Genomic DNA, 17,127 nt, shown 5'->3' with positions numbered 1-17,127 from the left:
GTCGTCGAATACCGGTCCTGCCGTCCGGATCAATTCACCTGCCCGGTCGTAGACGCGTTCACCACCTTGCCGACACCCCTGTTCATCCTGGCACCGGTAGTATTCCACCTCGATGTGGTCACGGATATCGTTCCGGACGAAATTGACCGGACCACCGCACTGGATGCACTCATACGTATCGGGGTCATCGTATGTCTGGGTCCGTTCCAACCGTGCATACGCGTCCGACAGGTCCGGCGGGTTGTCCTCAAAGTATTCCATGGTTCAGCGGTCGCTGTACATCTCAATCAGGCTGTGCAGCGTTTCCTCCTCGTTCTCCCAGTATAGTTCCACGCCATCATCGTCAGTGCCCGCATGCTCCGACACCCGGTTCTCAACCGCGGTCTGCCCGAGATCCGCCGTATCCGGCAATGACCCGTGACGATCCAGCAGGTTCCCTACCTGCTCGAGGGCGTAATCCCGGTCATCACCAGTCAATTCAGCCTCATGCGTGATCAACCGGGTCGCCACATTGTACGCATCGTACAGGGTCGGCGGCTGGTCGTCATGGTCTTTCTCGGCGTTCAGTGCGTCCTCAGCCAGTTCCACGGGATCTTCGAGGTAGGCGTCGAGTCCGAGGTCGAACAGGACCAGCATTGCTTCCTCGTCGCTCAGAAACGTGTACTCGGTCGCCTGCTCCAGCCGATCTTCCACGACGTCTGTCCCCTCAATGATGGAGTCGACCGCGTGCTGTGCGAGTCCGTAGTTCAACGGTTCGCCGTGGGTCTGGTCGAACTGGAGATCGGAAACGAACGCCATCATCCCATTCGAACAGATCATCCGTTCCGCCCCGATGTCGTATTTCGTGCCGTGGAACCCGGTGTGCGCGGACCGGACCTTCACACCCATATCGATCACGTCACCATCCACCGGTTCCGCCTCGACGCCCTCAAGGTCAACGTAGGCGCTCATCTTATGCCCAGATTCGGATAGTCGAACGTGACCCTTCGGCTGCACCGTGTCCTCGTACGGTTCCAAGGCAGAGCCGACCCCTTCAACGATATCACCATAATCGTGGACATGATAGAAATCACGATTGCTGGAGACGTCACCCACGGCGTTCTCCTCGAGCCAGAGCGAGTCCCGGTACCCGAGTTGCTCCCAGTCACCGGGGTCGTCACCGTCCGGATCATTTGTGGGCCGATGAGCGTACACGTCGAACCGTTCCGCGTCTGGGAGGGCTTCCGCTGTTTCGTAGAGTTCGTTGAGGCCGTCAAACGTGTAGAGCTGCTGCTCAAGCATCGCTAGGGCTTCACCTATTTTTGTTGTCCGTACAGATACACAGCGGTACAGAATTTAAAGCAGGGATGATAATTCCAACATAACACGCCGGATCATAGTGGGTTCATCGACTGATGCTGGTGCTATCGGTTGAATTCGGCGGATACCTTCACATAGTCATCGGTAACCTGAACTGCGGCACGCCCCCAGAAGATAACCTCTTTACGGAAAACAGGTTTAATATGTATCTTTTCTGAATCAACGCGAACAAGTTCTCCCACTTCCTCATCATTTAGACCCCGCACCTGCTTCCCTACGTCCTCCTCAATAACTCCTGTTGCATCTTCAGAGTAGACGTAATCTGTATCGTCCTCAGCAGTTTGAACAGTATTCAGAACCATTTGACGCCGTGATTCCTCCACCGTTATCCACTCACCCCTCTCCGAATCAAATACGGAAGCGTTCTGATCACTGAGGTGCGACGGAGGAAGCGGCTTTTCAGTAGGTGGCAGGTCAAAGCGAGACGCACGATGCAAGTACTGGTTCTCAGCACGCTCCTCCGCCTGTTGCTTTGCCTCAGTAATCGTTTTCCATTCTCCTGTCTCCGAATCAAACACCGTCTTATCCCGGTCAGGATTTACCTCTCGCGGTGGCTTGATCTCCTGTGCGTCCCATTCTCCTGTCCTGGGTTCTATATCAGGCACCATATTAGTCCACCCCCATTGCTTCATCCGCGTTATCTGAATCATCCTCCGCGGTAGCAGAATCCGGCCAGTAGTTCGGCGCGGTCTCCGCATTCTCCAGGCACTTCTCGATACTGAGGCTGTGATCCTCCAACAGATCGTCCTCGTCAACGAAATTTTCTGCCAGCTCCCGGCCACCGGCCATGCCCCCTGCCTGTGCGGCCTCGTCAAACATGTCGATGTAGTCCTCAATCGCCACCAGGAACGCGGCATCACCGGCAAGACAGTCCCACGGCGACACGGCCAGGTACAGGTGGTCTGCCCGTAGACAGAAGTCACGTTCGTCCAGCTCCGCCAGTTCCGCGTATAGAAAATCACCGGGGGAATCGACATTGAAGATGCCGCCGGTGAACAGCGGTTTCGGGATCGTAGTGACTTTCCCACCATCCACTTTTGATGCGTTCACCCAGTGGAACCGGTCTGTGTCCTCCCACGGCTTCTGCGGGTCTGCAACCATGACACGTTTCTGCTCCAAGTCACAGAACCAGTTCACCGTGTTCTTGCGTCGGATAATTCTTGCGTACTCGAGAGCCTCCGGGAATGTCACCCGGTAACTGACTGAGCCGTCGTCGCGCTCATTCTCCCGAAGCACCATCGAACAGAACGTGTCTCCGGTTCTGACATCGTACTCTCTCCGGTCCGCTGAATCAGCGGTCATGCCATATCACCGGTGTGTTAATGTATACCATACTGCGACCTACGAGAAGCAGGGGATATAATACTAACAGGATTCACCACAACTGGAGTGTCAGGAGTGGGCACAAAGCGGTGCCAACGGCTGCACTACCTGATGCGTCCCGCGTTCCTTGTTGAGGTACATGAATTCATACTGGTCCATGGAGGCGAAGCGGTCCCGCCAAATATCGCGGTTGCCGTACTGCCGCCACAACCCGGACGCTTTCAGACATTGTTTCCAGTCTTTCTCTGGCAGGTTCGGTGCCAGGAAGAAGTGGTTGATCGATCCGAGGACGTCGTACCGGTCCGAGTTCTCTTCGTTCGGAATCTGTGCCGGATGCTGTGAAGCAAACATCATGGGCACTTTGTACGCCCGGCCCAGGTCCACGAGATCGACGAACTCCCGTTTCGAGATGCTGTCGTCTCCGGCCGGGCAGAACGCGTGCGCCTCATCCGCGAACACCATCACCGGCCCCTCGAGGTCTCCGTCACGGAGCTGCTCTTTCAACCGGCGCAGCGTCAACGCGACGTAGATCTCGACCAGTTCCAACCCCTGCCGCTTGTACCGATCCCAGTTCTCTAATGCCAGTACCACGACCTGCTCATCCAACTTCTCCAGTGGATCCTTCTGGTACCGCGTACTCAGAATCTGCTCCTGCTTCAGCGACCTGAGATTGCTTTTCAACGCCCGCCGCACGTTCTTCGGAGCCTCCTCCTGCTCATCGATCACCTGTTTCAGATGTGGAAATGATCGAGCCTTCGGCGGTACTGCGTCCAGCACATTATTCAGGACGACCTTCTGCCGTGTCGAGTTCGTCGGAATCAGGTATTTGAGATCGGCATCGGAGATATCCTGAAATCCCAGGGTAAACGGTGTCAGGTAGTACGGTGGATTGTTCGGGTACTCGTTGTAGAGGAATCGCGGCATGAACAGTTCGACCGGGATCGGGGTTCGTTGCTCGCCGGGCGCGAACCCGGCCTCGTCGATCAGTTCCTTCGAGACACCGGGCTCGTTATCGATATCGTGGAAGTCGTTCTTGATATCCGATGCGTGCAGGACTTTGACACCGCCTTTGAACAGCCGGGAGAGGATGGCCTTGGCTAACGTGGTCTTCCCAGCTCCGGTGGTACCGAAGATGCCGATCCGGTCGTGATCCGCTACATCGTATTCGACGAGTTCACCGGTGTGTTTGTCGCGGCCGATTGGAACGCGCTGATTGTAGTCGGGCGGCTCGGACTGGGTGTCACCTGGTTCAAGATAACGGCGGTGTGTCCGGTCCGCTAAGTCCATGAACCGGCGGTTTCCACGGTAGATCTCGGAACTCATCATGCATCACCATCGTGATTCGGTGGCCCGGTGTTGACGAATACCTGGTTTCCGCGGGTGGACTGTTCGTTCTGGTCGGCGCGGTAGCCTTCACGGTGCTGCCACTCGTCCTTGTTGAACCAGGGATCCGTCCGGTGCTTGCCGGGCACCCAGCCATCGTATGTGACGAACTCGTCGTCGGTCAGGTTCCAGATCACGCGAACGGTTTCGACGTCTTTGTCGTTTTTGAGATCCTGTTCCTTGCCGATCACGGCGTACGCTTTCTTCTTTTCTCCATCCAGTTTCACCTCCTTGGTGTCGTCATGGAGTTTCCGGCGGTTGGTGTAGTCGATTGGACGGCGGCCAGGTGTTTCCCGGAGATACCTGTTCACCCGCTCCGGTGCATCCTGTGGGGAGAGCGATGTACGGAGTCGTGTCCTACCAGATTTTGACTGGTCTCGGGTAAGCGGGTCGGCGTGGATCCAGTACCAGGCGACTGCGGTGGCGCCGAGGATGACGATGAATCCGTACGTGAGGACCGCGGGGATCGGGTAGCGGAGGTTGACGAGGAGGGTCCCGGCGAGGAAGACGGTGAACGTACCGAAGTGGATGAGTTTCATGGGGGTTATCCACCTCCGGCAGGCCAGAGTTCGGGGAGGAGGAGCAGTGTACCGTAGAAGACGAGGTAGCCGATGGCGCAGGAGAAGATGAAGTAGGTGAGGATGCTACCGGGGGTGGTACTGGATTTGACTGCGCGGGCGAGGATAACGAGTTGGATGAGGAATGTTGTGGTGAGTGCGACCGTGAGGTAGGTGATGGTAGCGGCGATCGGCATTGGTCAGTGTCCCTCCTGTTTGGTGATCCAGCGGCGTTTCCAGAAGTACTCGATCGGTGGGTAGCCTCCGATGAAGAACCCGGTGAAGTAGCCGTCTCCCCACCGGGTGTGGAATTGGTGTGTGAGGTGGGCGATATCGGGTGTTTGAACGCCGTTTTTGGTGGTGTAGAGGCGGAATGGGGGTTTGTCGCTGTTGTATTGTTTTTTAAAGAGAGCGGAGTCCTTGTCGTAGGGGGTTTCACCCCGTTCATGGCGGTACAGTTTGTACCGGTGGGGTACCCCGTCGTCGTCCGTCACAGTGAGTACCCGATCAATATTCAGTGACCGGCTGTCAACATCTGAGACTCGGACAGGTCTCCGCAAATCTGTGTCCCATAGTTGCTCTATAATTACAGCCATTTTACACCCCCTCTCATCCGGTTAGGTAACACCCTGATACACGACAGAGACAGCTAACCTCCGTCCTCCGGACCTGGTCGTGGCGGAACGATTCCCTTCTCTTCCAGCCCGTCGCGGAGTTCCTCCGCCCGGTTCTTCTTCACCGACACCTTCTGCGCCAGATCGGTATCCGACAGCTCCGGATCCTCCTCGAGCAACGCCACGATACGCCGCTCCGTATCCGACAACGACTCGGAAATCTGGTCTTCCGGATCCACAGCAGAGATACCCTCCTCTACGTCCTCCAGTTGCTCCTGAAGATCTTCCAGCGCATCCATGAGCGACGACTCAGCATCTTCCGCAACGTGCTCCTGGATGTCCGTCACAATCTCCAGCAGTTCGTTGACATGGACCTGCTGTTCACTGACCGATTCGACCGCGTCAACCGTCCGCTCCGTCTGCTGCTTAATGAATTCACGGAGCAGTTCCGTCTGCTGCTGATTGAAATCCTGCTGCAGATTCACCATCTCCTTCGCCTGATCCAGATACTCTTTCCCGGCCTGTATCCGCTGCTGCTCATCTACCAGGTCTTCGAGATCCATCATCGTCACCAGCGTCGCTTCCTTCTCCAGCCCCAGTTTTACGATGATCTCCTCGTATCGATCCAGCAGCGTCATCGCCCGCTCCCAGTCCGCGGTATCGATCGCGTTATCCCGTTTATTGTCCTTGAAATCGTCTTCTTCGCGCCGCTCTTCGATCCGGGTCCGGATCGGGAGTGCCTTATCCAGCAGCGTATCTGACTCCCGCTCCAGGCTGTCGATCTCGGATTTGCGGCGGGCCAATTGCTTGTCCAGTTGCTGTGGTTTCAGCCGTCCGTCTGACTCCATCTGCTCGACCGACTGCTGCCGCTGCACATCTGCCTCCTGTAACTCGAATTCGGACAGGACCCGCTGCAGAAAGTCCGGTGCATACCGTTCCTCACCGCGCTGCACTTACTTGCCACCCTTCCTCGAACCGCCGTTCCGGTTCTGCCTGTTGTTTGAGGTGTACTTGTCCATGGTCTCACCACAGCTCTCGCACCGACCATCGTTACTGGTCCACTTCTGCGGTGTCTGCTTTGCGCCACAGTACTTGCAGGCGACCTTGTCTGCGGACTGGCTGGCTTCCCGTTTCTCTCGCTCTTCCTGCTCTTCACGCAGCCGCCGGTTCTCCTTCTTCAGTTTCCCTTTCTCCTTTTCCACCGTCTCCAGCTGTTCCCGGAGCTTCTCGATCGTCTGCCGTTCATCGGCCTGTAACTTTGCCCACGGCGTCGACTGATAATCCAGTCCAGGAATATTCTTCGACGGTACTAAGATACGTAAATCCGGTCCGTTCACCACCGGAATTTGTTTGATATTCGTCTCTATATCGAGCGGATGCGGAAACAGATCCCCGCGTAGTTTCGGTACGGCCTTTCTTACTGGCCGGATCTTCGGTCGTTGTCCGCCATGCGTTTGGTCTGGCTCATACTCATCGAGAAAAGCGCCGTGCCACTTCCCCGTGATCAGGTCATACACAAAATCTTCCGATGCCATCGTCTCATCTCACCTTATGCTACTCCGATCAGTCAGTATCTTTGAGCCGGACGCGGTAGTCGCCCGGATACAGTTTCAGGAAATACAGTGCCGCTCCTGCTGATAGGCCAGTCGCCAGTACTCCACCGATCACAACGACCCAGAGCCATGTCCAATACCGGCCAGCACGTTCTTCAACAGCCTCGATCCGTCCAAGGTCTGCGCCCTTTATATCGGTACAATCATCGGGATGATCATAGCCTAAGCAGTTCTCACCCGGCACTGTCGCGATAAATCTGAGGTCACCATCTAGACAGTCCTGCTCCGTGTATCGGTACTCGTACCGGTACTCACCGCTCTCATAGTCATCTTCTGGCGGACAATCCGAATCAATGAACTCGCCAGCAAACCCGGTGGTTGCCAGTTCGACATGCTTCTCCACGTTGTATACGAGTTCTCCACGGAATCGTCCTCCCTCGCTTGTCTCGACGACCAGTTCGTAGGTTTCTGGCTCAGAGACGGTTATGCTTTTACCGGGACTGATCGTGTCCGGTGACGCTGAACCGGTTTCACGAATCCCGACCAGCATCGAACCATTTGTATCCAGTTCCCGGAACGAACTCAGCTCCACCGTGACCGGTATCTCCTCGTCCAGTTCGAACACGTCGACAGTGAGCTGTTCGTCAGGCGGTGTCCCATCAAATTCCACGTCCTCCTCCAGTACCGTTACCGCATCCAGCGACACGACCTCAAACCTCTCCGTCCGGTTCACCGTGTTCCCAGCCGCATCCTTCACAACAACGGTGGCGTAATGCGTTCCACGGTTATCCGTCTCCGTGAACGAAGTCTTCCACGAATCCGTATGCTCCACCGGATCGAACGAGACGTTCGCCACGGACTCGTTCACCACCTGCGTCGTATTACCGGCCGTGATCGTGGACTCGCGGACGACCTGAGCGGTGACCGACGCAACCTCGAGATTATCCGTGGCTGTCACCGTCCAGTCATCAGACAGCGTGGCCTCGATCTCATCATTCAGCGTCACGTCCTCGAGCTCCGGTGGACGCTTATCCACAAACTCGACGGACAGGTTCACCGTGTCGCTCCGGTTTCCGTCACCTGGCAGCACGAGCTGACCGGTATATGTCCCAAACGGCGTATCGGACGGAATACGGTATTCGACCGGAACAGAACGGCTGCGGTTCCGGTAGAGGTCAACGATTTCGTTCGTTACAACGTACTCAGACAGGTTTCCGGATACGTTTACGTCGACGCTTGTTCGGACGTTTCCAGTATTCTGCAAGTCAAAACGCCCTAATACACCGTCAGAGCCGATGTCAACCGATGCAGTAAACGCGTGATCGGTGAGTGTCCAGTTCGCAACCTCCGGCACAGTAACAGTGATCGATTCCGCCTGTGTCTCCTGCTTGTCGAACACGAACGCAACCTCACCGGTGTACGTATCCGAGATCTCCCGGTCTGGCACCGACACGTTCACCGCCACGGTTTCATTCCGCCAGGGACAGTTCCCCGCCGTATTCTGGTCGGCCGGACCACACGACGCGTTCACTGTCCTCACATCCGGCGAAATCACGGTATCGAAGGGCAACTGCGACACAGCGATATCCGTCACGTTGACCGTTCCGTTCCGGACACCGACGTTGTACTCGGCGACCGTCGTGTTCTCCCCCGGATAGACGGTATCAGATACAGTCGTTGATGTGACGCGAACGTCTGTCGCTGTTCCCAGACCGAGAACGAGGACGAACACCGAAACCAGGGTGAGACTATGCTTCAGTCGTATCGGGACCACCTCCTCGTAGATCACGGGACAGGCGCTGCAGTGACAGGCAGAGGCCGCTACCACCGATCATCAACATCCCAGCCAATACCAACGCGATCGGACCGTATTCGGACTGGATCATCCACACCGCACCCAGGAGTAACACGATACTGACCGCGAACAGCACAATATGCTCCAGATATTTCTCCGGGATCAGCTTCACTCGGAATCACCCGGATGATTCTGCTTATAGTAATCACGGTACTCCTGGATCTTCCCCCACTTCGATTGTCCGGGCGCTAAATCCTCGACAATGCCATCATGCAGTTCTTTAGGCAGCGATACGTTCTCCCACTCCTCGGTTTGACTCACAACGACTCCCCGTTACAGAATACGTGTGCAAGAACCGTTTAAATAAGTATCACTGGGGATCACCGCCTACATCCATTGAGTTGTTCATCGGATACTCGTCTACTCCGGTCTCATTGGCTGCTTCCGATACCCAGTCCGGTAAATTGTCCATCACGTACGGCACGTCCCGCACACGGCCAACAGACGAATTCTCCATCCACGCCGTCCGCAGCATCTCTGGATCGAACACTTGGTCGAAGTTCATCACCAGCGTCGCCACCCCGGCGAACGGTACGCGGGGATCACTCTGTACTACCGATGCGGCAAACGCCAGGAATCCGTAGACGACGAACGGCCAGCCCCATGCATCGATGACACTGTAGTTCCGGTTCCACCGCATCAGGATGAACGCACCGGCCCGCAACCACATACTCAACGTTGCCAGCGCCGACACAATCGAGATCACCGCCAATAGCGCTGCGATCCCGGTTACCTCTCCGGTGACTACGGCCACCGTGTTCTCCTCGATCGCGACGTCAACCGAGAAGATCGTCTTCCCGATCTCCAGCATGATCTGGATCGGGTCACCGGTCCGGAATACACCCCAGTTCTCGTAGCCGATATAATACAGCGCCATCACTGCGAACATCCGGTCCTGCGACGTGACAGCCCACAGCCGCCCCAGCAATCCACCGGCTGCTGACCGTGATATCGACAAGAGCCACGATAATGTTGCTACCAGTTTTGCCAGTCCCGCCAAACTCACCGCGACAACCTCTATGAACTATCTATGAGAAAGTTCTTTTTTACCAGTTTTCGATGATAGAGGGATGAGACCGGTTTAGGATATGAGATGCGGTGGATCACTTCCTTATGCGTTTCCGGTGCGGTATTCACTCCGTTGTGGTAACGCGATATAACGGTGTTACATACCCATATGGATTTCGTGTGCAACCCCCTACATCTATATCTAGTACCTATAACAGTGTTATAATATATGTATTTAGTATACTTTTGTTTTCGATATGTATGTTTACCCCTTATTGTTTCGTCTAAAAATTCGACCCTCGGTTTGTTACTCCTGAGAGATGAGAACATAGAGGGTATAACAGGGTTATAAGAGAGATCGGCTGTCGATTTCGGTCTGCACTCGAAATGCATATGGGTATGCATTCCACTGGAAACGGATTTTCACTTCTTCTGAGTGAGAACACGATTGGATGGGATTGGATTCTTTATAACTCACAGAAGAACGTGATGCACTGGAATTATTGGAAACAATAAATATATAAACGAGTTACGGGCAGTAGGAAAACCAGAGGTACAGCCGATGAACGGCAACGTCTTCGACAACCAACCCGACAACCAGATATTCAAAAACATACAAGCGCTCGACCCAGACCGCACTCCGGCCAAAGAGGAATTCGTCGAACGGGACGATGAAATGCAGGAGATCATCTCCATCCTCCGATTCATCGAGATGGGTGGCGCCAGCAACTTCCTCGTCACCGGCCCCTCCGGTGTCGGTAAAACCATGGCAGTGAAGATCATCCTCCGCGACCTCGAAGACTACCTTGACGGAAACATCCGGTCCGTCTACCTCACCGACCTTGAGAACGAACTACGAACACTGCGGAAACTCTCCACCCACCCATCGATCAACCTCGGATACCGCGGCACCGACCTGAATGAGTATTACGACCGGTTGGCGGAGAAACTGATCGCAGAAGATCTGAAGCTGATCCTCGTCTTGGACGAACTGGAGAAACTGTTCCTCGCCCAGAGCGGGAAGAGCCACGGTAACTCCTTTCTCAAGAAACTGCTTGAAGCTCGAAAACAGGTCGTGAACGCGGATACGGACGGAACACTGCTTGTGATCGGTATCTCGAACAACGCACGGCTGGGTGAATACATGAACACGAAGGTGACCAGCAGGTTCGGGCATGAGACCGTTCATTTTCCCAAGTACGATGCGATAGAGCTCCGGAAGATTCTGGAGTCACGCTGTGAGAAGGCATTCCGGCCCGGTACAATTGATGACGGTGTAATATCCAAGATCGCAGCGGTCGTTGCACAGAACGGTGGAGACGCTCGGGAGGCAATCCAGGTCTTGCGGAAAGCAGGTGAGCTGGCGTTGGACGATGGAGCGTCGAAGGTGACGAACGGTGGGCACGTGGATCGGGCACGGCAACTGATAGAGGCCGACAAGATCGTGGATACGGTCCGGTCGTTGAGTATGCAGTCTCACATAGTGGTCTATGCCGTATTATCGCTGTTCGAAGAGGGGCAGACACCGATCACGACTGGTGACTGTTATTCTGAGTATCGAGAGGTATGTGCACAGTCGGATAAAGATCCGATCTCTCAACGGCGCGTACGCGATCTCATCACCGAACTCGATATGCTTGGTGTGATCCAGGCAACGATCACGTCTCAGGGGAAGTACGGTCGGACAAGCCAGATCAGAGTTAATCTCGAGGAACGGACAGTCAACGAGTTGCAGGAATTTATTGAGGAGGAATATGAGCTGTAGGCGCGTGCCACACGGTGTTTTCCAGCGGAAGTGCGCCTGTGATTTTTTAAGATTAACATCTGTTTAGTCACTATCTATGAGTAACACATCGACGCAGGTACGGAAATTAGACGAACTCGACCTCGAAATCCTCGCCATTCTCACGCAGAACCCGTTATGGAAAACAGCGCTACACAACACCCTCGGGAAGAAATCGATCCAGACGATCGGCCGCCGCGTCAACGATCTGCAGGACGATGGGCTGCTTGTATCCTGTATCCTCAGCCCTGATACCCTCAACCGCGACCTGGTGATCGGATATAAAACGACGGAACAGGGACGCACCGCACTGGAACAGCACCACGTCTGCGAGGCTCCTGACTGTGATGAGATTGTGGTCGATGGTGAGGACCACGTTCACGAGTTTGCTTCCGGTGTAGAGTATTTCGATGCCTCCGGTTCTGAGTAGATTTGTTCCGGTTCCGGTTGCTCCCTGATTTCCATACTATCTGTTAATTCCTGTCCACACACTGTGCAGGTATGCAACGGAGTGGGGGGCCGGACGCCTCGTTCGACTGGCAGGGCTACATTGTCGAAACGACGGAAGCCGAAAAGGACCGCCTGCAACGGCAGCTTGAAGCGAAACAGGTACAGATCCGACGCCGCACAGAGACGTACGAGTCAGCCGTACAGATGTTGCAGGACGAACTCCAGGATGTCGAGCATCAGTTGACGCGGAGTAGTCCGACGCGGGATCGGAAGCAGCAGTTGAAGCGGCGGCGGGAACGGCTGTGCAGCGATCTGCGGGAGACGCGGGAACGGTTCGCGGACGATATGCAGCGATTGGAGGACGCAGTACTGGAACTGGAGGCGGAGCTGGCGGAACTGTGCGAGGCAGAACAATTGCTGGAACAGGCAGTCAATCGGTAGAGGCAGAGTCCGATCGTTCAGACTGAGGCTCGTAGTAGTTAGTCACGTCGCGGATCGCCTTCTTGATGGTCCGTTCCCGGTAGTCCGGCCGCTCCTGCCATTTCTCCCGCACCAATCCGCTCTTGGAGAATAGCCGCTCCATGCGTTGCTGGTCGCCGCCGGTCCAGTACGCTAACAGGTTACAGAGCGCCAGGTCGGCTTCACTGTGGCTGGGATAGCCGGAGATGTCGCCGTTCCACAGTGTCCGGAATTTGTCGCCGTTCGAGGCGTTGACCGCTTTCTTGAGGAGTTCTGCGTCGGAAAGGGTGATCTCAATGGTGTCCGGTTCCGAGTAGTCGGACTGCCCTGTGTCGTCCGCGATATACTCAGCGTGCAATTCCTGCAGTTCCTCACTGCGGTCCTCGATCGTTCCGGGTGTGCCGTCGACGTGATCGCCAGTCACCGTGAAGAACCGGGAGTCGTCATACATCTCGAGTTGGTCGCGTCGGTTCCCACCCCCCGGCACCGCGCCTTCGACGATGACGTGGTAGCCGGTGCCGCTCGGACTGCGTTCCGTGTACGACTGGAGCGTCATCAGTACGTCGACCACCCATTCCTCCAACATCGCACTGACCTGGTTACGGGCATCGTCGATATCGACACCGGTGTACGGTCCGTTCGCGGTGAAGACGTATCCGAGGCCGTCCACGTCCTCGTTGAGGTCGTAGTAGGTCTCCGCGGCGCTGTAGGTTGCCCACGTGTTCGGATCACTGACGGAAGCGTAGCCGTCGTTCACTGGGTCAATGGGGACTTTGGTCGGTTTCCCGTCGCGCTGTTCTTCTTTCCAGCAAATCCACTGGTCGCGGGCTTTCAGTGCGTCAGGGATCGTGTCCGTGTGGATCATCGTGGAGTGGGGCCGTCATGGGTGTCAAGTTTTATACTGTGATTCGGTGGTTCCGGTCTGGAGCATGGGTGGAACGAGTTTCAGATGTCGGGGTTGGCGACCTCCTGGACGCGGAGCGTTTCCAAGGTGGATTTGACGTCAGGATCGTCCTCGTACAGTTTCTTGCCAGCGGCCAGTGCCTCCGTCCCGGCCGGACTCAGGTCATGGCCGTCGTCGGTGATGTAGCCGTGGTCGCTGAGCGTGGACGCGGCACGGTCCACGACAACATCGGTGCCGTCCTCGACCGCGTCGACCTGAATGAGGTCGTCGGCGTCCAGCTGGTCGTGGTTGATGTAGAGCAGGAACCAGAAGACGCGGCGATCCATGCTGTACGCGGTTTCCACGCACTGCGGGCAGTAGCGGCGGCGCTGTAGCTTGATAATGCACTCGGGGCAGGACAGATTGTCGCATTCGGCGCAGCGGTACGCATAGTACGTGTCCTCATCGACCTTGACGTGGGGAGTGCCGCAGGTGCAGATCGGATGTGACTTCGATTTGATTTCGATGCGGCCGGTCGCCGGGTCCACCGTCTTCTCCTTGTGGTAGACGATGTCGGTGCCGCGTTCGGCGAAGTGTTCGGTCTCTTCCTTTTCGAATCCGGTCCCGATGTCGAGCCCGGGTGTGGTGTCGTCGTCAACCATCGTTCAGGTCCAAGGGATGAGTGTGCGGAGCAGTCGTCGGATGCGGTACGTTTTGGCGTCTTCCGGGCAGAGCACGCAGCCATCGATCCAGTCCTGGTGGAACGGGCAAAGAGTGCGGCCGCACGCCTCACAGCTCCAGTTACAGGTCATGCACAGGCTGTATGCGCAGCCCTTGTACTGACAGACGCCGGTATAGTAGCCGACGTGGCCGCAGTCGCGGAGCCTGATGGCGGTCGGGTCCTGAACCATATCGTGGTATACGGTATGTCCCATGTTTCAAATTCCGAGGCAGCCGGTTTCTCTGGTGGTTTGTGGCAGGATCAGTGGGTCACCACGGTCGCGGTGAATCGGCAGCTAGTCGCGGAAGTCGTCGATCTCGTCCACCAAGTCTTCGAAGTTCCCGTTCTGCGGGATTTCGTCGGGAGGTGGTGTTGCGCCGTAGTGTTCCTGGTCCTGCTGGTTCGGGTTGTTTTGGCGGTGTCCCGGTTGGCGGGGTTGGCGCTGTGGGCGTCGTGGACCGGTGTTGTCGCTGGTGAGTTTACCGAGGTATGCGGCGATGCCGATGAGGCGGTTGGCGGCACCGAGGTCGCTGTCCGGCTCTGTGTAGTCGCGGGCGAAGATGATTGAGGAGAGCAGAGTGTACACGAGGAGTTGGCCGCCGACCATCAGCAGGGTGTCGCTGCTGGAACCGTATTCGGTGATGGCTGCGCCGGCAGAGGCAATCAGCCAAAGGGCACCACCGAGCCAGAAGTCGCGTGCGTGATGGATCGGGGCGAACACGAGGATCGGGACCCAGATCACGGCCACGATCACGAACTCTTCTTCGAGGATAAGCCAGGTCAGGTCCATGTGTCAGGTGTCTCAGCGAAAAGGAAGGCCGTGGGACGTTTCGCGGTGCCCTACGTTAGTACCACTTCTCTTCAGGCAGGTTCTGCTGTGACGGGATGAGCACGGTCTCGTCAAGGTCGATGTGGTCTTCCACCCCGTACTGTTTCAGCTGGTCCACGGTCATCGATCGGGTGCCGCGGGGGGCGGGTTGTTTCCAGTCGGGCAGTTCAGTCATGGTTTTGCCGTACTCCGACATGTCGGGGTTGCCGGAGGACGTGAATTCGTTATCGGTCATCGCTGCAAGCTTTGCTTAGACCGGTACCAGATTAACGAATTCGTGGGCCGTCACAGCCCCGTGTTTTCACAGATTTGTCGGTGAGTCACGAGGGAGGCGATGGTCCGCCACAAGTACGGTGGACACGGAGAGGTGTGATGGCTCAAACCGCGTTTTTCTCGGTGTAATACGTACGTACGCGGTAGATGAAAGGGATCGACGATATGACCATCGCGGAACTGCAGGAGCTGTTGCAGGATGTATCTCCGTCGGTACAGCCGTTATCTCCTGATGAGGGGGTGGAACGGTATCTGAAGCGTCGGGAGGGGGAGATCACGGAAAACACGGCGGATGAGTACCGGCGGAAACTCCAGTATTTCCTCGAGTTCTGTGAGCTAAGGGATGTGGAGAACTTGAACGAACTGGACGGCCGTTTCGTGGACGATTACCGGGTGTGGCGGCGGGATGATGCGACGGCGGGTGATGCGTTGAGCGCGAAGACGATGCGGGATGAGATGCTGTTGTTCCGGGCGTTCCTCTGGTACTTGGAGTCGATTGAGGCGGTACGGCCCGGTCTGGGTGAGAACGTTCTCATCCCAGAGTTGGGGACTGACGACGGCGTCCGAGACGTGGAATTAGAGCCGGACCGCGTGGCGGAGATCTTGGACTACTTGGAGACGTACCAGTACGCCAGCTGCGAGCACGTTGTGTGGCTGCTGCACTGCCGGACCGGGCGGCGGTCGGGCGCGATCCACTCACTCGATGTCACCGATGTCCATATCGGAGAAGACCCGTACCTGTCGTTCCGGCATCGGCCTGAGACAGGGACACGGCTCAAGAACGGATCAAAGGGAGAGGGAGACGTCCCGATTACAGACGCGGTCGCTGCCGTCCTTGAGAACTACATCACCGTCCAACGGGAACCGGTCATCGACGAATACGGACGGGAACCGTTACTGACGTCATCGCAGGGCCGCTTGTCGAAGTCGGTGATGCGCCGCCAGTTCTACAAATGGAGTCGGCCGTGCGCGATCAACAACGAGTGTCCACACGGAGAATCAGTTGAGACGTGCCGGGCGGCGAAGTCGATGGACGATGCGAGTAAGTGTCCGTCCAGCCACTCCTGTTATTCGGCGCGGCACGGCCACATCACCCATTTACGGCGTCTGGGATTGCCAAAGTCAGTGATCAGTGATCGATGTGATGTCAGCGAGAAGATTATCGACAAGCATTACGATGAGCGGTCGGCGGCGGATCGGCGTGAACTCCAGCGCGACCTGTTCGACCAGCTCCGCGAGCAGCAGGATGACGAGGCCACCGGCTATCTTTAGCCCAATTCTTTCCAGTAGTATCTGAGAGGTTGCCTGTCCAACCGGTTCTCCTCTCTTAATATGGTCGTGGACGAGGGAGTAGTATGCGTGCAGTCCGGGGTAGACGCCGTCTTCGGGATTTTTTCGGACGGTGTGGTGGAAGTGATTGGACGCGTCCGGGGTCTTATGGGGGAGAACGGTGTGTTTGGATGTACGGAATCGCAGGACGGAGCAGACCCGCGTTCGGTGATCGAACGAAATCACGTGCGCTGTGCGGCGGCTGTTTATAAGGAAGCCGCCGCTGGCTGTCGGATGTGGACCGTTCGGAAAACGGATGGGCGCTGCAGGATTTGAACCCGCGGCAGCTTGGTCCGAAGCCAAGTACTCTGTCCAGGCTGAGCTAAGCGCCCGCGTCGCTACATTTCGGATGAGTCCGTATAAGTCACTCGATTCGAGCCGGTTTCGGTAGACACCAACACTCACCAGGAATTCTCACCCGGTGACAATCACCTGCGGGGGTCTTTGTTATATAGTTCCATCATCTATACGTGTCATGACTGACCCCGAGACCTCCACTCCGGACGAGGCACGATCCAGCACGACGCCCCTCGAGTTACTCTCCGAGGACGATCGGAGCTGGACCGCCGTGCCGGTGGATGCGAGCGGTGACGACCGGGTGAGCAAGTGGCTCGAGATCGAGGACGACGTCCTCTGTGATCTCGAGGAGTGGCGCTGAAACCGCGGCCGATGTGACAGTGACGGCGTCGGTCCGTGCCTCGACGCCCTGCGATTCTCGGTGATCCCCGCCCGATCGGCGGTGGACCGT

21 protein-coding genes and 1 tRNA gene are annotated in these 17,127 nt (G+C 56.6%); 5 read left to right on the top strand and 17 right to left on the bottom strand.

The window, feature by feature from the left end; genetic code table 11:
• Positions 1-264: 264 nt before the first annotated feature.
• The 12 genes from LDB05_RS00420 to LDB05_RS00365 all read right to left on the bottom strand — a co-directional run bounded on the left by LDB05_RS00420 (position 265) and on the right by LDB05_RS00365 (position 9,650).
• Positions 265-1,281: a hypothetical protein gene (locus LDB05_RS00420; RefSeq protein WP_226005956.1), complete on the bottom strand. Its 1,017-nt coding sequence runs from the start codon at positions 1,279-1,281 to the stop codon at positions 265-267.
• A 122-nt stretch (positions 1,282-1,403) separates the two neighbouring features.
• Complete coding sequence (locus tag LDB05_RS00415; RefSeq protein WP_226005955.1) at positions 1,404-1,964, bottom strand: hypothetical protein; 561 nt, start codon at positions 1,962-1,964, stop codon at positions 1,404-1,406.
• Positions 1,965-1,968: 4 nt separating this feature from the next.
• A complete protein-coding gene (locus tag LDB05_RS00410) occupies positions 1,969-2,661 on the bottom strand; it encodes a hypothetical protein (protein ID WP_226005954.1) in 693 nt (230 codons plus the stop codon).
• Between the two features lie 90 nt (positions 2,662-2,751).
• Positions 2,752-4,005 carry an ATP-binding protein gene (locus tag LDB05_RS00405; RefSeq protein WP_226005953.1) on the bottom strand — a complete coding sequence of 418 codons (1,254 nt, stop codon included), beginning with the start codon at positions 4,003-4,005 and terminating at the stop codon, positions 2,752-2,754.
• Positions 4,005-4,604, bottom strand: coding sequence for a hypothetical protein (locus LDB05_RS00400; RefSeq protein ID WP_226005952.1), 600 nt, complete (start codon positions 4,602-4,604; stop codon positions 4,005-4,007). The genes LDB05_RS00405 and LDB05_RS00400 overlap by 1 nt, the downstream gene beginning before the upstream one ends.
• A 5-nt stretch (positions 4,605-4,609) precedes the next feature.
• A complete protein-coding gene (locus LDB05_RS00395) occupies positions 4,610-4,819 on the bottom strand; it encodes a hypothetical protein (protein ID WP_226005951.1) in 210 nt (69 codons plus the stop codon).
• Between the two features lie 3 nt (positions 4,820-4,822).
• On the bottom strand, positions 4,823-5,116 hold the full coding sequence (locus LDB05_RS00390; RefSeq protein WP_226005950.1) for a hypothetical protein: 294 nt from the start codon (positions 5,114-5,116) through the stop codon (positions 4,823-4,825).
• 155 nt (positions 5,117-5,271) lie between these two features.
• On the bottom strand, positions 5,272-6,189 hold the full coding sequence (locus LDB05_RS00385; RefSeq protein ID WP_226005949.1) for a hypothetical protein: 918 nt from the start codon (positions 6,187-6,189) through the stop codon (positions 5,272-5,274).
• Entirely contained in the window at positions 6,190-6,771 is a 582-nt protein-coding gene (locus LDB05_RS00380; RefSeq protein WP_226005948.1) for a hypothetical protein, read from the bottom strand.
• 28 nt (positions 6,772-6,799) lie between these two features.
• Positions 6,800-8,578, bottom strand: a complete 1,779-nt coding sequence (locus LDB05_RS00375) for a hypothetical protein (RefSeq protein WP_226005947.1) — start codon at positions 8,576-8,578, stop codon at positions 6,800-6,802.
• Positions 8,538-8,756 carry a hypothetical protein gene (locus LDB05_RS00370; RefSeq protein WP_226005946.1) on the bottom strand — a complete coding sequence of 73 codons (219 nt, stop codon included), beginning with the start codon at positions 8,754-8,756 and terminating at the stop codon, positions 8,538-8,540. Before LDB05_RS00370 ends, LDB05_RS00375 begins: the two co-directional genes overlap by 41 nt.
• Positions 8,757-8,954: 198 nt before the next feature.
• The gene (locus LDB05_RS00365) at positions 8,955-9,650 is read right to left on the bottom strand and encodes a hypothetical protein (protein ID WP_226005945.1); all 696 of its coding nucleotides are present in this window, start codon (positions 9,648-9,650) and stop codon (positions 8,955-8,957) included.
• A 564-nt stretch (positions 9,651-10,214) separates the two neighbouring features.
• Between LDB05_RS00365 and LDB05_RS00360 the strand changes: the two genes are divergently transcribed.
• The 3 genes from LDB05_RS00360 to LDB05_RS00350 all read left to right on the top strand — a co-directional run bounded on the left by LDB05_RS00360 (position 10,215) and on the right by LDB05_RS00350 (position 12,326).
• Complete coding sequence (locus LDB05_RS00360; RefSeq protein WP_226005944.1) at positions 10,215-11,417, top strand: Cdc6/Cdc18 family protein; 1,203 nt, start codon at positions 10,215-10,217, stop codon at positions 11,415-11,417.
• Positions 11,418-11,493: 76 nt separating this feature from the next.
• On the top strand, positions 11,494-11,865 hold the full coding sequence (locus LDB05_RS00355; protein ID WP_226005943.1) for an Lrp/AsnC family transcriptional regulator: 372 nt from the start codon (positions 11,494-11,496) through the stop codon (positions 11,863-11,865).
• 71 nt (positions 11,866-11,936) lie between these two features.
• On the top strand, positions 11,937-12,326 hold the full coding sequence (locus LDB05_RS00350) for a DUF8104 domain-containing protein (RefSeq protein ID WP_226005942.1): 390 nt from the start codon (positions 11,937-11,939) through the stop codon (positions 12,324-12,326).
• Here the strand turns inward: LDB05_RS00350 and LDB05_RS00345 are convergent.
• From LDB05_RS00345 to LDB05_RS00330, 4 genes are all read right to left on the bottom strand, one after another.
• Positions 12,316-13,209 (bottom strand): phage NrS-1 polymerase family protein, encoded by an 894-nt coding sequence (locus LDB05_RS00345; RefSeq protein ID WP_226005941.1) that lies wholly within the window; start codon positions 13,207-13,209, stop codon positions 12,316-12,318. The genes LDB05_RS00350 and LDB05_RS00345 overlap by 11 nt on opposite strands.
• A gap of 80 nt (positions 13,210-13,289) precedes the next feature.
• Entirely contained in the window at positions 13,290-13,889 is a 600-nt protein-coding gene (locus tag LDB05_RS00340) for a hypothetical protein (RefSeq protein WP_226005940.1), read from the bottom strand.
• A 354-nt stretch (positions 13,890-14,243) separates the two neighbouring features.
• Positions 14,244-14,738, bottom strand: coding sequence for a hypothetical protein (locus tag LDB05_RS00335; protein ID WP_226005939.1), 495 nt, complete (start codon positions 14,736-14,738; stop codon positions 14,244-14,246).
• Positions 14,739-14,793: 55 nt separating this feature from the next.
• Entirely contained in the window at positions 14,794-15,012 is a 219-nt protein-coding gene (locus LDB05_RS00330) for a hypothetical protein (protein ID WP_226005938.1), read from the bottom strand.
• 185 nt (positions 15,013-15,197) lie between these two features.
• Here LDB05_RS00330 and LDB05_RS00325 point away from each other — a divergent pair, with 185 nt between their 5' ends.
• The gene (locus tag LDB05_RS00325; RefSeq protein WP_226005937.1) at positions 15,198-16,322 is read left to right on the top strand and encodes a tyrosine-type recombinase/integrase; all 1,125 of its coding nucleotides are present in this window, start codon (positions 15,198-15,200) and stop codon (positions 16,320-16,322) included.
• 314 nt (positions 16,323-16,636) lie between these two features.
• On the opposite strand, the gene LDB05_RS00320 is transcribed toward LDB05_RS00325, so the two are convergent.
• A tRNA-Arg gene (locus LDB05_RS00320) sits at positions 16,637-16,711 on the bottom strand.
• 143 nt (positions 16,712-16,854) lie between these two features.
• Between LDB05_RS00320 and LDB05_RS00315 the strand changes: the two genes are divergently transcribed.
• Complete coding sequence (locus LDB05_RS00315; protein ID WP_226005936.1) at positions 16,855-17,037, top strand: DUF7511 domain-containing protein; 183 nt, start codon at positions 16,855-16,857, stop codon at positions 17,035-17,037.
• Positions 17,038-17,127: the final 90 nt, after the last annotated feature.

It is taken from the genome of Natrinema salinisoli (genome assembly GCF_020405205.1).
GTDB lineage: Archaea > Halobacteriota > Halobacteria > Halobacteriales > Natrialbaceae > Natrinema > Natrinema salinisoli.
The sequence above is the reverse complement of the archived record's forward strand: the minus strand, read 5'-3'. Positions and strand labels throughout refer to the sequence as shown.